This window comes from Sphingomonas hankookensis (assembly GCF_022664465.1).
Classification (GTDB): domain Bacteria; phylum Pseudomonadota; class Alphaproteobacteria; order Sphingomonadales; family Sphingomonadaceae; genus Sphingomonas; species Sphingomonas hankookensis.
In genome coordinates this window covers 576,373-591,059 of record NZ_JAKREV010000002.1, presented here as the reverse complement: position 1 = coordinate 591,059, position 14,687 = coordinate 576,373, and the positions used below count along the sequence as shown (strand labels likewise).

Genomic DNA, 14,687 nt, shown 5'->3' with positions numbered 1-14,687 from the left:
CAAGAATCTACAACGCGCTTCAACTACAGATTCGAAACACATGTGCAGCTCGATCGTTGCGCAACCGACACAGAGGGGATCGCATGGAAGACATTCGCATTTCGCGACGGGCGCTGGTGATGGGCGCGGGCGCCGTCGCCGCATGGAGCGCGTCGCCGGCGCGCGCGCTGCTGGTGCAGGCGGGCGATCGTCTGCCGGCGGCGGCCGAAGCACTGCTCGGCCAGATGACGGTCGAGGAAAAGGCGGGGCAGCTGACGCTGATGGCGGCGGCGTGGGCCGGGGGCGCAGCGAATGCGCTCAACCCGATCAGCGCGACCGCGACATTCGACGAACAGCTGGCGCAGGTGCGCGCCGGCAAGCTGACCGGCGTGTTCAACGGCAATGGCGCCGAAATGGCACGGCGGATGCAGCTGGTCGCGATGCGCGAGCAACGGTTGAAGATCCCGCTCCTGTTCGCCGCCGACATCATCCACGGTTTCCGCACCGTCTTCCCGATGCCGCTGGCCGAAGCGGGCAGCTTCGACGCCGACCTGGCCGAACGCACCGCGCGGGCGGCTGCGGTCGAGGCGTCGGCGGCCGGCATCGACTGGACCTTCGCGCCGATGGTCGACATCGCCCGCGACCAGCGCTGGGGCCGTGGGATCGAAGGGGCGGGCGAGGACCTGTTGCTCGGCAAGACGATGGCCGACGCGCGCGTCCGCGGGTTTCAGGGACGTCGCGGCCTGACCGCCGACGATGCCGTCGCCGCCTGTGCCAAGCATTTCGCCGCCTATGGCGCGGCGGAAGCGGGGCTGGACTACAACACCGTCGACATTTCCGAACGCACGCTGCGCGAAACCTATTTTCCGCCGTTCCAGACCGCCTTTGCCGCCGGTGCGCCGACGACGATGGCGTCGTTCAACGAATTGTCGGGCGTGCCGGCGACCGCGAACCCGTGGCTGCTCGACACGATCCTGCGCAAGGAATGGGGTTTCGGCGGGCTGGTCGTGTCCGACTATACCGGCGACGAGGAACTGATCGCCCACGGTTTCGCCGCCGATGCGCGCGAGGCGACGAAGCTCGCCTTCCTCGCCGGGGTCGACATGTCGATGCAGTCGGGCTTCTACATCAAGCATCTGCCCGATCTGGTCGCCAAGGGCGAGGTGCCGATGGCGCGGCTGGACCAAGCGGTGCGGCGCGTGCTGGCGCTCAAGGCCCAGCTCGGTCTGTTCGACGATCCGTTCCGCCGCATCGACGTGCGTCGCGAGAAGCAGCGCGTGCGGACGCCGCAACACCTCAAGCTGTCGCGCGAGGCCGGCGCGCGCTCGATCGTGATGCTCAAGAATGACGGCGACCTGTTGCCGCTGCCCAAGTCGGGCAAGAAGATCGCGTTGATCGGTCCGTTCGTGCAGGGGCAGCGCGAGTTGATCGGCACGTGGAACGTCTATGGTTCGGATGCCGAAGCGGTCGACCTGCTGACCGGCGTGCGTGCTGCCGTCACTGATCCGTCGCTGATCACCGCGGTCGACGGGTCGGGCATCACCGATCCGATCCCCGGCGGGATCGAGGCAGCGGTGATCGCCGCGTCGCAGGCGGACGTCGTGCTGCTGGCGATCGGGGAGTCGCAGAAGATGTCGGGCGAGGCGCAGTCGCGCGTCGATATCGGCATCCCGCAGGCGCAGCTCGATCTGGCCGAAGCCGTACTCGCCACCGGGAAGCCGACCGTCATCCTGCTGCGCAACGGCCGGGCGATGGTGCTCGACAAGCCGGTGCTCGACGCGCGGGCGATCCTCGTCACGTGGTTCCTGGGCTCGCAGAGTGGTCCGGCGACCGCCGATATCCTGTTCGGCGACATGTCGCCGTCGGCGCGCCTGCCGGTCAGCTTTCCCTATTCGACCGGGCAGCAGCCCTATTATTACGCGCACAAGACCACCGGCCGTCCCAACCCGCCGGGACCGCTGGCCGAATACAAGGCGCGCTATCGCGAGGGGCCGAATGCGGCGCGCTTCGCCTTCGGGCATGGGCTGACCTATGGCCGCATCGCCTATAGCAACCTCGATCTCCGCGGCGGGCGGCTGAACACCGACGGCGCGCTGAAGGTCCGCGCGCGGATCACCAACAGCGGCACGCGCGCCGCGACCGAAGTGGTGCAGCTCTACATCCATGACGTCACCGCCAGCATCACCCGCCCGGTGCGCGAAATGAAGGCGTTCCAGCGCGTCACGCTGGCGCCGGGGGAATCGAAGACGGTCGAATTCACGCTGCGCGCCGACGACCTGCGCTTCATCGGCACGCAGAACCGCCCGACCGTCGAACCCGGCAGCTTCCGCATCTGGGTCGCGCCCTCGGCCGAGGCGGAGGGGGTTAGCGGCAGCTTCGTGCTGGCGTAATCGACGACTGGCTCCCTCTCCCCTTCAGGGGAGAGGGTCGGGGAGAGGGGAAGGCCACGCAATAGCGTCCGCGACGGCCTCTCTCCCAACCCTCTCCCTTGAAGGGGAGAGGGCCATAGCATCACGCCCCCGACATCGCCCGCCGCGCGTTAACCTCCTAGCTGCGAAGGAGAAATGCGTGATGACCGAGGATGGAAAGCAACCGAACCAGGCGATGGGCGGCACGCCCGGTGCTGCCAAGCCCGATGGCGTGAACAACGCGCCGAGCGGAGGGGAATCCGGCGGCGATGCCTATCCCAACCCGCATGACGGCAACGGCGAAGGGTATTTTGAAGGCGGCCAGAGCCTGAAAGACTATCATGGAGGCCCCGGCGGCGCGGGCAATCAGGCAGCCGGCACCGGCGGGTCGGAGTCCGAATAACCCAGATCGCGGCTGATCGCCTGCGCGGTCGCCGCGACCTGGGGGCCGATCGTCTCGACCGTGTCGTCGGTCAGATATTGCGCGGCGGTCGCGATGCCGACTGCCGCGACGATCCCGCCCGACACGTCGCGTACCGGCGCGGCGATCGAGCGGATGCCGTCATTGCCGACGCTGTCATGCATCACATGACCGCGGGCGATATTGCCGCGCATTGCCGCCACCCATTGCGCCGTGAGCGCCGCATCGGTGGCACCGGTCGCGCGGTACAACCGGGCCAGCGCGCCGTCATCCTCGTCGAACAGCAACGCCTTGCCCAGCCCGGTCTGCGCCACCGGACGCCGGTCGCCCGGCCGGGTCGACACCTCCAGCCGCCGCCGCCCCGCCGCCCGGTCGAGGTGCAACGAATGGTCGCCGTCGCGCCGCCCGAGGAACACGTCCAGCCCGGTATCGGCCGACAGCGCCTCCATCCGCGCGCGGGCGGTGCGGACCAGATCGATCCGGCGATGCGCTGTGAACCCCAGCTGCAACAGCATTGGCCCCAGCGTCAGCAACCCGCGTTCGGCCGCCGCGACATAGCCGCGCTCGACCAGCGCCGCCGCCAGCCGGTGCGTCGTGGTGCGCGCCAGCCCCAGCCGCCGCGCCAGTTCGGCGACGCGCAACGGCTCGTCGCGCAACGCCTCGACCAGATCGAGCCCGCGCATCAGGGTCTGCGTACCGCGCGATGCGCCGCCGGGGTCTGCGATCGGTTCGTTCATCGCGGCACCATATCAGCGGCAATCCGCAGCGCCAGTCCGCGTCACGCGTCGCCCAGCAGGTCCTCTGCCATCACCAGCGTACCCAGCGGCCCGGCTTCCTCGCCAAGTCCGGCAGGCACGATCCGTTCGTCGATCGACTGCGCATCGACGAACCCCAGATAACCACCCAGCGCGGCGACGACCCGCTCGCGCACCATCGGCAACAGCTGCGGCTGGCCCAGCCCGACTCCGCCGCCGACGATGATCCGGGCAGGGGAGAGCGTCAGGAACAGCGTCGCGAACGCCTCGCCCAGCGCATCGGCAACGTCGCGCCACGCCGGGTCCTCGGCGGTGAGCAGGTGCGCCGGCTTGCCCGCCCGCGCCGCGATCGCCGGTCCGCTGACCAGCCCTTCTAGGCAGTCGCCATGGAACGGGCACGCGCCGACAAAGCCGTCATCGCTGCGGCGGCGGACCCGGATATGCCCCGCTTCGGGATGCATCATGCCCGTCACCGGTCGCCCGCCGGCGATGATTCCCATGCCGACGCCGGTCCCGACCGTGACATAGAGGAAGTCGGACAGGCCGGTGGCAGCCCCATAGCGCCCCTCGCCCAGCGCAGCGCCGGTCACATCGGTATGGAACGCCACCCGGTCGAATCCTTGGCCCAGCGGGCCGACGATATCGGCACCGGCCCAGTGCGGCTTGGGCGTCGGCAGCATGTGCCCTTCCGCGACCGCGATCGGCCCGAAGCTGGCGATGCCGATCGCCGCCAGTCGATGCTCTCGCCGCCATTCGGCCAGCTTGTCGGACAGCACGCCCAGCGTTTCGGCAGGCGTCGTGGTCGGCACGCGGAACCGATCGATGATGTCGCGCCCGCGCCCGACCACCGCGATCGACTTGGTCCCGCCCAACTCGACGCCGGCCACCATCGCTTCCGAAACCATCCCGCATCCTCTCGCCGTTACGACCTGCTCATGGCGCAGCATCGGGCCGCGCGGCAAGGCTGGCTTGTCCGGATCGACGCTACCGGCATCAGCAATCGATTGCAATAAATCGTTTCGGTTGCATATTCCGCTGGTAGAGCGAAGGAATATGTTCGTACAAGCAGTGCCATGGACGAACAAGCTCATCCAATCCCGCGGGTGCGGACGATCGCCGATCTTGCACGGCTGGCCGGAGTGTCGCCGGGAACGGTATCGCGCGCGCTGGCCGGCAAGTCGTTGGTCAACGCCGAAACCCGCGACCGTATTCAGGCGCTGGCGACCGAACACAGCTTCCGCCCGAACCAGATGGCCAGCCGGCTGCGCACGCAGCGGACCGGGGTGGTCGGCGTCGTCGTACCGCTGGGCCACGAACGGCGCCAGCATCTGTCCGACCCGTTCTTCATGACGATGCTCGGCTTCCTCGCCGATCGGCTGACCGAGGATGGCTATGACCTGATGCTGTCGCGCGTCATTCCCGACGCGACCGACTGGCTGGAACGTATCGTCGATTCGGGCATGATGGACGGGGTGCTGCTGATCGGCCAGTCCGATCAGTTCCACAGCATCGAACGCGTTGCGCGCCGTTATCGCCCGCTGGTGGCATGGGGCAGCAGCAACCTGCCGGGGCAGGTGCATTGCGCGATTGGCACCGACAATATCGCCGGCGGGCGGCTGGCGGGGGAGCGGCTGATAGCCCGGGGCGCACGGCGGATCGCGTTCCTTGGCGAATTGCGCGCGCCCGAAATCCGCCAACGCTGCGAAGGCGTCGCGCAGGCGCTGGCCACCGCTGGCATCGCGCATCCGCCGATCCAGCTCGACACCCATCTGGCGTCCGACGTGATGGAGCAGGAGATCGCCGCGCATCTCGAGCGGGTCGGGGGCGATATCGACGGCATCGCCGCGGCGTCCGACGTGATCGCGGTGACCACGCTACGCGTCCTCGCCGACCGTGGCATCCGCGTGCCGCACGACATGCCCGTCGTCGGCTATGACGACCTGCCGATCGCGGTCAGCGCCGTACCGCGGATCACGACCGTACGACAGGATATCGCGCGCGGTGCCAACGAAATGGTCTCCGCCCTGTTCCGCCGTATCGCGGGCGAGGACGCGCCATCGGTGGTGATGCCCCCGATCCTGGTGGAGCGCGATTCCGCCTGATCGTCGGGACGGGGCGGGGGCCTATCAACGGGCTTGCGTCCGGATAGCGCCCGACGCTATCGCTCCGGGCGCAGCGCGTGGGGCCTGTAGCTCAATGGTTAGAGCTGGCCGCTCATAACGGCTAGGTTGCGGGTTCGAGTCCTGCCGGGCCCACCAGCGTTTCGTTTGCGATGATGGTCGAAATGGCCGCCGGGCGTGTTACATCCGTCCGACGGCCAGTCGTCATGCCATTACCGGATCAATAGGGCTGTAGCTGCCCGTTCACACACATCGCGATCGGGTTGGAATAAACATAGGGGCCATAGCGGCCTTCGGTCCGACCGCCGCCGACGCCGTAGCGGGTGCAGGTGTCGCGCTCATAGCCGACCTGCAACGTCATATCGGGATCATCGTAGTAATAGCGTTCGTACATCACGTCGCCACCCTCCTGCGCCACGACGGGCACGGCCGGTACGACTGCAGTGGCCAGCGCCAGTGTGAGGCAACTGCCGATTGTCATCAGTTTCTTCATGGTTCCTCTCCGAACAGGATCGTTGGATAAGGCGGTTTGCCACCGCTCTAGGGTCGTCTGCCACCGGTGCAGCCAGACGCGCCGGCAATGCGGCTCCCCGGGCTGGCATAAGGCGACATGCGTAAAGTCTATGACAAAGTGGAAGCAGATCAATCGCTTGTCGGGTCGACAGAGCTGTTGCGTGCATTTTCGTGGCCAGATTGCGCGAGTATGATGGGTCGGCATCGCGTCATGGATCCGTCAGGAACGCTTGTACGATGCGCGGAATGCGACTAGGGCCGCAGTCCGCGTCGGGGAGTGGCGCAGTCTGGTAGCGCGCCTGCTTTGGGAGCAGGATGTCGCAGGTTCGAATCCTGTCTCCCCGACCAGCCGCCTAAAAACGTGTTGAATCAACACTTTAGGACCAAATGCGTTTGCCGAAACGGTGCATAATAACGTAGCACCCGCCGTGCCAAATTTTTTTGCTCGACGGCTGGTCGAACGAATCCTTGGGTTGTGAACTGCATACGCTGCGGTACGTTCGACGCATGGAGACGAAGCCCCGGAACCCGGTATGGTCGCGCGATGAATTGATTCTCGCCCTCGACCTGTATGTCCGTACCAGGGGCAACCCGACCGGGGAGGATTTCGAGGCAGTCGATGAGGTATCGGCGATCCTGAACAAAATGCACCGGATCATGGGTAACGCTACGGGCGAGACGCTGCGCAACCGCAACGGTGTGTACCTCAAGGTGATGAACTTCCGTTCGTCCGACCCGCACTACTTAGACCAAGGCAAGGTCGGTATGGAGCGGGGTAACAAGTTGGAAGGAGTCATTTGGCGGGAATACGCTGGTGACCCCGTAAAGCTTGCTACAGACGCGCAGGCGATCCGCGCTACCATCCTAGCCGCCGATGATGCGGCACTATCACAGCACCCCTTAGAACCGCCCTACGAAGGCGAAGAGGGGGGTGTGATACTCGCCATGCACAAACACTACGAACGCGATCGAAAATTGGTCCGGGAGAAGCTCAAAGCAGCCAAGGCAGAAGGGCCATTGGTATGCGAGGTTTGCGCTTTCGACTTCGAGGCTGCCTACGGGAAGCTAGGGGCGGGTTATATCGAGGTTCATCATGTGAAGCCGGTTCATACGCTCAAACCTGGTTCCAAAGTTAAGCTGTCAGATTTGGCGCTGCTGTGTGCGAATTGTCACCGTATGGTGCATCGCACTAGAACTCTTAACGAACTTTCGTTGCTCATTAATATGCGCAATACATTAGTAGGCAAACCTGCTTGGAGTGGATAATGTATTTTAGCGAAGCCGTTATCGAAAATAATGGACCGTTACGATGGCTTAACATCACCGCAGGATTTTCTAAGGATGGAAATCCAAAGCCAATTATACTTGTGGGTGGGAACGGAAGCGGAAAGACAAACTTTTTATCGCTAATTGTTGACGCCCTATTTGAAGCCGTATCCGTTCACTATGATGAGGTATTGCCCGCCAAAGGTTTGGGCAGAGCTTGGTTCAGAGTCGTAGGAGGAGGTACTATATCCTCCGGAGCGGCAGGCTCCTTTAGTATTCTCAAATTCAATGATAATGGTACAATTAGATCGTACAAGGAAAAAGCGGGAAACATCGACCCGGAACAGGCCCGGATACGAGTTCCTGCGGGATTTGTTGCTGACGTAACGTGGTCTGCTGATGGCTCATTCAAGGAGTTTCAGCTGGATAACCAGCGATCACAGCAGATATTTGAGAATGGTGTTTACGCATATTTTCCGTCTAGTCGTTCGGAAAAACCGCACTGGTTGAATCGAGAGGCTATCGCCCCTACCCAATTTGATGATGCGCCAGCAATACAGAAGAGATTAACGAAGCCGATTTATGTTGAGCAGGCACTCGAGTCTTTTAAACAATGGCTCATGTCATTATTGGCAGATTCTCGGGTAGAATTAGTGCAGTCTAAAGATGATGGTAGTTGGATGTATATTGGAAGTGCGGAGGATGCGCAAAAATCTTCCAATCTTCTACAATTATGCAATCTACTCATTCAAGAAATTTGCTGCGATCCAACTTTGTCATTCTATTGGCTAGGCAGGAAGTCCGCCCAAAAAGTGGCAATAGTATCCAACAAAGCCTTTATTTTCTGCAATCTAGATGCGCTATCTACAGGTCAGGCGATCCTATTAGGTATGTTTGGTACCCTGCTTAAGTATGCGGACATGTCGCAGGCTGGACTATCGCCCGACCTAAGTATGATTAAGGGTATCTGTATAATTGATGAAATCGATGCCCACATTCATATTGAAGTGCAAAACAGTGTCTTGCCGCGATTGATTAGTTTGTTTCCGAATGTTCAGTTCATTGTGAGTAGTCATTCGCCGATATTCGTTTTGGGAATGGAAAGAAAGTTTGGGCCGGAGAAAATCCAAGTTATCGATATGCCCTTAGGCATACCGGTAGGTGCGGAAAGCTATAGTGAATTCGGAAAGGCCCTTGACGCTATGTCAGCATCGCACTCGTTTACCGAGCGGGTGGTAGCCGAAGCTAAGGCCGGAATAACTCCGGTAGTGTATGTCGAGGGCGAAACTGATGCGCCGTACATCAAGCACGCTGCGAGAATCCTTGGCAAGTCCAATCTATTATCTTTGTGTGAAATAGAGTGGATTGGCGCCAAAGACTCACGCGGCCAGGGTTTTCATACTGGCGCCGATGCGCTTCGCCATACTTTATCAGTTTTAAAGGCAAATCCCAATCTTTCAAACCGCAGAATATTACTTCTTAATGATAACGACTCAAAAATGCCCGATGATACTATTGGCGATCTATGGGTTAGAAAACTGCCAATCAATCCATCCAACACTAAAATAAAAGCTGGAATAGAGAATCTTTTGAATGAAAAGCTCATATCCGAGGATCACTATCAGGTAAAGACTAGTTACAAGCCAAACGGCGATGTAGTTTCGACAAAAACCCTGCGCAAGGCAGCACTTTGTGAGGAAGCGTGTAAGATTAATGATGCAGAATACTTTGGTGCGTTTGCGCCAGTATTGGAAATAGTGGAAGATTTTATCGCAAATAGAATGATAAAGTAGCCACCGAAGAAAATGCAAATTTGGCTGGCGACTCAATTAGGAAGTCGTATCACTCGGTATACCCATGCGAGGCGTTGCCATGAGACGCAGAAATCGTCTCAATAGGGTTTGACTCGGCGCTGTGAGACATTCATATCGACAGGTGTAGACCCTATTGGTACAAAGGCTGTCCCATGACGATGATCGGCTATGCCCGCGTTTCGAGTGAAGACCAGGATTGCAGCGTTCAGGTTGCCGCGTTGGAGGCAGTCGGTTGTTCGGTAGTTCGGACCGAGAAGAAGAGCGGGACCACAACGCAAGGACGTGGCGAACTCGAAACCGTTCTGTCGTTCATCCGCGAAGGCGATACGCTTATGGTCACCCGGATTGACCGCCTCGCACGGTCGGTTGCCGACCTAGAGAAGATCGTTGCAACCTTGAAGGAGAAAGGGGCATTCCTTCGCGCGACCGAGCAGCCGATTGATACCTCAACCCCTGCGGGTGTTGCCTTCCTACAAATGCTTGGAGTCTTCGCGCAGTTTGAAACTGCCATACGGCGCGAACGGCAGATGGAAGGCATCGCCATCGCGAAGGCGAAGGGCGTCTACAAGGGGCGCAAGCGGTCGGTTAATCCGGTAGGGATCAAAGCCCTTCATGCAGAGGGCGTAGGACCAACCGAAATTGCCAAGCGGTTGGGTGTTGGTCGAGCTAGCGTTTATCGAGCCTTGGCAGCATAATTTCGGGTCTAAGCTGGTGCGTCTTGGAGGGGCAGAATGATCGCTGCGATAATGCTTCTAGCACAAGCCGGTACAGTCGAGCCAAATCCGCCCCTATCTGCCATGCGTCAAATCAAAGGCCCGGAGTTGGAAAGGGTAATGCCTGATTCCCGAGTAGAGTACGGCATTCCGGGAGCATTCGAGTTTTACTTATTCCGTAGGGATGGAAGCTTCGAGCGTTTCGGCCCGCATATCCGGGATATGGGGCGCTGGCTCATAAAAGACGATCTTTTTTGCACTGTAATTCCCCGCGAGATATGCAGAAAACTCTTTGTGGATAAGCGAGGTAGGCATTATTTCGTTTTGTATCCTAGCGTCTTACAGCGGCCGTGGCGTATCAAGTTAACTACAGACGCCAAAATCCCCGCGCTGCCCCGTTAAAGATGGTGGGTTGATATGTGTAACCGCTATGCCCTTTCGGTTCCTGCGTCGTCGCTGTTCCCACGATACAACGCTACTCAACCGACTAACCCGGTAGCAGCGCCAGCCCCCGAACTGTTCCCCCGCAAACCGGCTTATGTGGTCCGCGAGGCCGATGGCGTTCGCGTTCTCGACGTTATGGCTTGGGGCTTCCCTATGATGACAAAAGGCAAGAGCGGTAAGGACATTCGCAAGGACGTTACAAACGTTAGAAACCTAACCTCCCCCTTTTGGCGTTCGGCCTTGGCAAACCCATCACAGCGTTGCCTTGTGCCCTTTACCAGGTTTTCCGAATACGGTCAGGTTCGCGGCGATGATGGCAAATTGCCGCTGCATTGGTTCAACGTGCCATCGCGGCCGATAACCAGCTTTGCCGGCATATGGCGACCAACCGAAGAGGGACCGGTGTTCGCATTCCTTACGACCGATCCCAACGCCGTGGTTGCCCCTATCCATCCCAAGGCAATGCCGGTTTTGTTGCATCCCGAAGACGAAGAGCGGTGGCTAACTGCGCCCATGTTAGAGGCGTTGGAACTGGCGGCACCATTCCCTTCGCAGCTTATGCAGGTCGAATGAATCGTTACTCGATTGCTGTCATAGGTTGGCGGCGTTGCCGCGAATGCGGAAGGTCTGCCGTTTCCTAAGCGAGGTAGAACGCTACCGGGCCGTGTTGTCGTCCAGCGGCTCTGTGGTACCCTTCGGTATTGCTGACAGAGTAAGGATGCCTTCGCAAATGGCAAAACCCAACCTCTCGAAGATTTGGGCGGCGTTTCCCGATCACGCGAAATACCCGTCGCTACATGACCTCTACACCCACTTGGGCGGTGCGGCGGAACGCAACATTAAGGCTCCGGGCTTTGGTCCAAAGGGGAACACCTGCGCAAGCCGATTGAGCGTCGCGTTCAACAAAGGCGGATCGCCTATCAACGCCGTAACTGCCCGCGCTGCCGGTGCGCAAACCTTAGGAACCGCTGACGGGTCGCGTATCATTTTCCGGGTAACCGAATTCCGAAACTATCTCATTCGGCTGTTGGGCAAACCGCTGGTGGACAATGCCAGCCCCTATGACAGCGCATTCCGGGGCAAGCGCGGAATCGTTGCCTTCACTGTGAATTGGGCAGATGCCAGCGGGCATATCGCGCTTTGGGATGGCGTCCGTTACCGCGAACCTTCCGATAACTACTCAACTTACTCAAGCGGTACCGTCAAAACGTCGCGCGGCGAATTCTGGGAGTTGGGGTGATGCGCATGGCTATTATGCTCTCCGCTCTGTTGGCCGGTTGTAGCGGTCAGTCCCAAACGGTGAAGGCTGAAACGAAACCTGCCGCCCGCGACGATCTTGTTCAGTATGCGACTGCCAGTTGCCTCGCCTTCCAGCAGAACGGCTATCTCAAGGACCAGGGGGAACGTTGGGCTGGCGCGGTCATGCAGAATGCGCGCGGTCCCGTCGAGAAATGGACGCCGGTTGCCGATGCGGTCAAGGCCGAGCTTGCTCGTACGGGTGTGGCGCAAGGGCAGGGTGAAGGGCCGCAATCTCCAACTGTTCCGTTGCCGGTCATGACGTGCGGGCAGATTGCTACGAAGCCTACCGTTAGCCGGTCAATCGACGCTGCGGCGAATGCGTTGATAGATGATTACCGGAACGAAAAGGGTAACGGCTGACCAAGCCAACCATGCGCTCACCGCGCGCGGGGTGTCGCGTTGACGCCGGACGTCAAAAGGGCGCTCTTACTTTTTGGCCGCACTGTTCAAAGCGGTAAGCATTTGTTCCTGCGGGAAGGTCGCCAACATCGCGAGGATGCATTTCCCTGCGACGTAGCCATCGCTGTGCATTGTTAGCGCGAATAGCCTTCCACCGATGCGTGGCTCTTGGAACTGCCTAACCCAACCGTCGTGGATACCCACGCCTGCCGACCGGTAGGGTGAAAGGGACACGACGTGTTCCTTACCCTTCACAACGTCAGTAAAAACGATCTTTTGGCGTGGAACGTTCGGGTCGCTTCGTTCCTCATTCGCCGAACCTACTCCGACCACATCGCTGTTAGCTAAAATTGTCTTGGCAGCGTCTGTCACGGAAAGCGCTTGGATTTTGGAACGATCGCAGACGGTTGCGGAGGCGTTCGGCGCAGCGGTCATGCAGATCGCAGCGAATGCAAGAAGCGGCATTTTGGACAAGCGATTCTCCTGACCGAACAGATCGTCAGTAACGCTTATAACGCCGATGCCCGTTGCAGCGCGAGCCTAATCCGCCTTGCGAATCGTTCCCTTTATGTTCTAACCATGGAAGCGGAGGAAACGTCATGCTGGATTCACAGGAAATGATCGCCGCCGCGCTGCTGTCGGCACCCGGTTGGGCCAGAGTAGGCCTTACTGCCCCCGACTCTCGGCTTCGCGTTGAGGCAGCAACGACTCTTGCTGCGCACCTTTGCGAGTATGCGGGCGAACCACTGCCAATGCTGGATCGCAACCAACTGCCATTGCCGTTGTGAGCGATGGTCCAGCCAATACGTTATTTGGAAGACCTGAAAGACGGTTCGGTTCAGGCTGAATGTCGCACCTGTGGTAGGGTTGCGCTCTTTTCCCCCTTTGAGTTGCAGACCCATTGGCGGCGAAAGGGTTGGCGCACTGACTGGCCGGAGTTTGCCGAACGACTGCGATGCCAATGTGGTGCGCGGGGGCCGAAGGTAACTTGGTCGCCAAGCGCGCCACCACCGGATGACGACCCGCCACCACCCCGACCACGGTTCGCGCGTCCAAAGGCGTCACAGCATTGGAAACCAGCGGGTATCGATCAAAGTGAGTGGGATAGGGCCAAGGACGATAGGGAGCGGCGCAGGATTGTTCGGCGGGTGCGCGGCTGAATGCGTCGTTACACGTAAGGCGTAGACACAACCATCGACCCATCATAATCAGGTTTCGCATTTCCGACTTTGAACGGGAGGGGATGCCCGCAAACGGCGGCGAACACAGGCTCTCGGCTACGCCGGGTCGGCCTGCGGAATATAAGACCTTCGGGGAATACGCGGGAGGCGTGTTCCTGTGTTCGCGTCGTTCAACCGACCCGGTTTGTCGGGTCCGGCGCGGTAAACACGGGGAAACTCCAATGAACCTGCTTTTTGCGGGCTTAATGCTTGCTGCCCAAGCTACGTATCAACTGCGCGCCGATTATGTTGACGTAGGACCACCACCCGAGGACCCGGTTGGCGCTACCAAGAAGGCAATGGCCGGCACCTTGCGCGATCCCGACAGCGCAGAATACCGCTTCCTTGGGCTTCATCCCGCGAAGTGCAAAGCAGGATGGGCCAAACGCAACAACGGTTGGCAGGGGTGGGCCGCTACCATCGAAATCAACGGCAAGAACGCCTTCGGTGGTTACACCGGCTTCGAAACCCATACCGTCCTGTTCGTCGGCGAGGGTGTGGTTCAGGTGTTGGATGGTCCAAATTTCGGCCTCTTCGGCCCTTCCAAGGGCTTCCTTGGCGTAGGCGGCGGTGCAGGTGTGTGTAAGTACCTGGATAAGTAGCAACCTGCGTTACGGCTCATAACGCGGCAAAAGAACCAAACCTTCATATCGACAGCCGAGAAGGGCTTATGAGCTTCCGTAAGCCCTTTAAGGCGGTTCCGATCAAGGTGGGGCCATACTACCGCTCCAAGCAACGAGAGGCGCGTAGGCGGTCCCTATTGGCCGCTGTAGGGCTACTGGCTGGCGCTGGCGTCGTAGGGGGTTTGGTTGGTGCAGGTTCGGTGGCGTTGCCGTCTATCGGCGGACCTACCTATGGCGACCGGGTATCAGGTTGCACCGCTACCGATGGCGACACGATCCGCTGCGGTAATGAGCGAATCCGGCTGGTGGGGATCGATGCCCCCGAAATACCGGGACATTGCCGCGAAGGGCGTCATTGTACGCCCGGCAATCCCTATGCCGCCACTACCAGCTTACGGAAAGCCATTGCCGGTAGTGTCTATATCGAGAGGCTTGGCACCGATCACTATGGGCGGACCATTGCTGCCCTATCGAACAACGATGGCGATCTATCCTGTATGCAGCTTCGCAACCGGAATGCCGTGTATGTTGCGCGTTGGGATAACGAGGAACGGATAGCCCGCACCTGCCCCGATCAGGTACGGACACGTTGAGTAGGTTTGCAATCGGCGTTCGGTGAAGGGGCAAGCGCGAAGGAGCGAAGTCCTAGGAAAATAGACCCCCCACCCCCCTTACCAATCGATTCACAGCCAACGCCCAAAAAAAAGGACTAT

Annotated in this window: 16 protein-coding genes and 2 tRNA genes; 14 read left to right on the top strand and 4 right to left on the bottom strand. The window is 60.1% G+C overall.

Going from position 1 to position 14,687, the window contains the following annotated elements; all coding sequences use genetic code 11:
• Positions 1 to 83 precede the first annotated feature (83 nt).
• Positions 84 to 2,369 carry a glycoside hydrolase family 3 N-terminal domain-containing protein gene (locus tag MF610_RS08195; protein WP_242194734.1) on the top strand — a complete coding sequence of 762 codons (2,286 nt, stop codon included), beginning with the start codon at positions 84 to 86 and terminating at the stop codon, positions 2,367 to 2,369.
• Positions 2,370 to 2,550: 181 nt separating this feature from the next.
• On the top strand, positions 2,551 to 2,790 hold the full coding sequence (locus tag MF610_RS08190) for a hypothetical protein (RefSeq protein ID WP_242194732.1): 240 nt from the start codon (positions 2,551 to 2,553) through the stop codon (positions 2,788 to 2,790).
• Here the strand turns inward: MF610_RS08190 and MF610_RS08185 are convergent.
• Entirely contained in the window at positions 2,754 to 3,545 is a 792-nt protein-coding gene (locus MF610_RS08185; RefSeq protein ID WP_242194730.1) for an IclR family transcriptional regulator, read from the bottom strand. The two genes, MF610_RS08190 and MF610_RS08185, sit on opposite strands and share 37 nt — an antisense overlap.
• A 41-nt stretch (positions 3,546 to 3,586) precedes the next feature.
• Entirely contained in the window at positions 3,587 to 4,468 is an 882-nt protein-coding gene (locus MF610_RS08180) for an ROK family protein (protein WP_242194727.1), read from the bottom strand.
• Between the two features lie 168 nt (positions 4,469 to 4,636).
• On the opposite strand from MF610_RS08180, the gene MF610_RS08175 reads away from it, so the two are divergent.
• Both MF610_RS08175 and MF610_RS08170 read left to right on the top strand, forming a co-directional pair.
• Positions 4,637 to 5,665 (top strand): LacI family DNA-binding transcriptional regulator, encoded by a 1,029-nt coding sequence (locus MF610_RS08175; protein ID WP_242194724.1) that lies wholly within the window; start codon positions 4,637 to 4,639, stop codon positions 5,663 to 5,665.
• Between the two features lie 80 nt (positions 5,666 to 5,745).
• Positions 5,746 to 5,821: transfer RNA gene (locus MF610_RS08170), tRNA-Ile, on the top strand.
• Positions 5,822 to 5,903: 82 nt separating this feature from the next.
• Here the strand turns inward: MF610_RS08170 and MF610_RS08165 are convergent.
• Positions 5,904 to 6,176, bottom strand: a complete 273-nt coding sequence (locus MF610_RS08165) for a hypothetical protein (RefSeq protein WP_242194721.1) — start codon at positions 6,174 to 6,176, stop codon at positions 5,904 to 5,906.
• 291 nt (positions 6,177 to 6,467) lie between these two features.
• On the opposite strand from MF610_RS08165, the gene MF610_RS08160 reads away from it, so the two are divergent.
• The 7 genes from MF610_RS08160 to MF610_RS08130 all read left to right on the top strand — a co-directional run bounded on the left by MF610_RS08160 (position 6,468) and on the right by MF610_RS08130 (position 12,092).
• Positions 6,468 to 6,544: transfer RNA gene (locus MF610_RS08160), tRNA-Pro, on the top strand.
• A gap of 159 nt (positions 6,545 to 6,703) precedes the next feature.
• Positions 6,704 to 7,462, top strand: coding sequence for an HNH endonuclease (locus tag MF610_RS08155; RefSeq protein WP_242194719.1), 759 nt, complete (start codon positions 6,704 to 6,706; stop codon positions 7,460 to 7,462).
• Positions 7,462 to 9,255, top strand: a complete 1,794-nt coding sequence (locus MF610_RS08150; RefSeq protein ID WP_242194716.1) for an AAA family ATPase — start codon at positions 7,462 to 7,464, stop codon at positions 9,253 to 9,255. Before MF610_RS08155 ends, MF610_RS08150 begins: the two co-directional genes overlap by 1 nt.
• Positions 9,256 to 9,428: 173 nt before the next feature.
• Positions 9,429 to 9,971 (top strand): recombinase family protein, encoded by a 543-nt coding sequence (locus tag MF610_RS08145; RefSeq protein ID WP_242194714.1) that lies wholly within the window; start codon positions 9,429 to 9,431, stop codon positions 9,969 to 9,971.
• 435 nt (positions 9,972 to 10,406) lie between these two features.
• A complete protein-coding gene (locus MF610_RS08140; RefSeq protein ID WP_242194712.1) occupies positions 10,407 to 11,006 on the top strand; it encodes an SOS response-associated peptidase in 600 nt (199 codons plus the stop codon).
• Positions 11,007 to 11,163: 157 nt separating this feature from the next.
• Positions 11,164 to 11,673: a T6SS effector amidase Tae4 family protein gene (locus MF610_RS08135; protein ID WP_242194710.1), complete on the top strand. Its 510-nt coding sequence runs from the start codon at positions 11,164 to 11,166 to the stop codon at positions 11,671 to 11,673.
• 5 nt (positions 11,674 to 11,678) lie between these two features.
• Complete coding sequence (locus MF610_RS08130; protein WP_242194708.1) at positions 11,679 to 12,092, top strand: hypothetical protein; 414 nt, start codon at positions 11,679 to 11,681, stop codon at positions 12,090 to 12,092.
• A 66-nt stretch (positions 12,093 to 12,158) separates the two neighbouring features.
• Here the strand turns inward: MF610_RS08130 and MF610_RS08125 are convergent, their stop codons facing one another.
• Positions 12,159 to 12,605 carry a hypothetical protein gene (locus MF610_RS08125; RefSeq protein WP_242194706.1) on the bottom strand — a complete coding sequence of 149 codons (447 nt, stop codon included), beginning with the start codon at positions 12,603 to 12,605 and terminating at the stop codon, positions 12,159 to 12,161.
• Positions 12,606 to 12,730: 125 nt separating this feature from the next.
• On the opposite strand from MF610_RS08125, the gene MF610_RS08120 reads away from it, so the two are divergent.
• From MF610_RS08120 to MF610_RS08110, 3 genes are all read left to right on the top strand, one after another.
• The gene (locus MF610_RS08120; protein ID WP_242194704.1) at positions 12,731 to 12,919 is read left to right on the top strand and encodes a DUF6771 family protein; all 189 of its coding nucleotides are present in this window, start codon (positions 12,731 to 12,733) and stop codon (positions 12,917 to 12,919) included.
• Between the two features lie 614 nt (positions 12,920 to 13,533).
• The gene (locus tag MF610_RS08115; protein ID WP_242194702.1) at positions 13,534 to 13,953 is read left to right on the top strand and encodes a hypothetical protein; all 420 of its coding nucleotides are present in this window, start codon (positions 13,534 to 13,536) and stop codon (positions 13,951 to 13,953) included.
• A gap of 68 nt (positions 13,954 to 14,021) precedes the next feature.
• Positions 14,022 to 14,567 (top strand): thermonuclease family protein, encoded by a 546-nt coding sequence (locus MF610_RS08110; protein ID WP_242194700.1) that lies wholly within the window; start codon positions 14,022 to 14,024, stop codon positions 14,565 to 14,567.
• The last annotated feature ends 120 nt before the right edge of the window (positions 14,568 to 14,687 follow it).

Coding starts and splice junctions, on each gene's coding strand:
- MF610_RS08140 (WP_242194712.1), top strand. CDS start 10,407: ATGTGTAACCGCTATGCCCTTTCGGTTCCTGCGTCGTCGCTGTTCCCA.
- MF610_RS08115 (WP_242194702.1), top strand. CDS start 13,534: ATGAACCTGCTTTTTGCGGGCTTAATGCTTGCTGCCCAAGCTACGTAT.
- MF610_RS08180 (WP_242194727.1), bottom strand. CDS start 4,468: ATGGTTTCGGAAGCGATGGTGGCCGGCGTCGAGTTGGGCGGGACCAAG.
- MF610_RS08130 (WP_242194708.1), top strand. CDS start 11,679: ATGGCTATTATGCTCTCCGCTCTGTTGGCCGGTTGTAGCGGTCAGTCC.
- MF610_RS08145 (WP_242194714.1), top strand. CDS start 9,429: ATGACGATGATCGGCTATGCCCGCGTTTCGAGTGAAGACCAGGATTGC.
- MF610_RS08195 (WP_242194734.1), top strand. CDS start 84: ATGGAAGACATTCGCATTTCGCGACGGGCGCTGGTGATGGGCGCGGGC.
- MF610_RS08110 (WP_242194700.1), top strand. CDS start 14,022: ATGAGCTTCCGTAAGCCCTTTAAGGCGGTTCCGATCAAGGTGGGGCCA.
- MF610_RS08155 (WP_242194719.1), top strand. CDS start 6,704: ATGGAGACGAAGCCCCGGAACCCGGTATGGTCGCGCGATGAATTGATT.
- MF610_RS08165 (WP_242194721.1), bottom strand. CDS start 6,176: ATGAAGAAACTGATGACAATCGGCAGTTGCCTCACACTGGCGCTGGCC.
- MF610_RS08135 (WP_242194710.1), top strand. CDS start 11,164: ATGGCAAAACCCAACCTCTCGAAGATTTGGGCGGCGTTTCCCGATCAC.
- MF610_RS08175 (WP_242194724.1), top strand. CDS start 4,637: ATGGACGAACAAGCTCATCCAATCCCGCGGGTGCGGACGATCGCCGAT.
- MF610_RS08150 (WP_242194716.1), top strand. CDS start 7,462: ATGTATTTTAGCGAAGCCGTTATCGAAAATAATGGACCGTTACGATGG.
- MF610_RS08185 (WP_242194730.1), bottom strand. CDS start 3,545: ATGAACGAACCGATCGCAGACCCCGGCGGCGCATCGCGCGGTACGCAG.
- MF610_RS08120 (WP_242194704.1), top strand. CDS start 12,731: ATGCTGGATTCACAGGAAATGATCGCCGCCGCGCTGCTGTCGGCACCC.
- MF610_RS08190 (WP_242194732.1), top strand. CDS start 2,551: ATGACCGAGGATGGAAAGCAACCGAACCAGGCGATGGGCGGCACGCCC.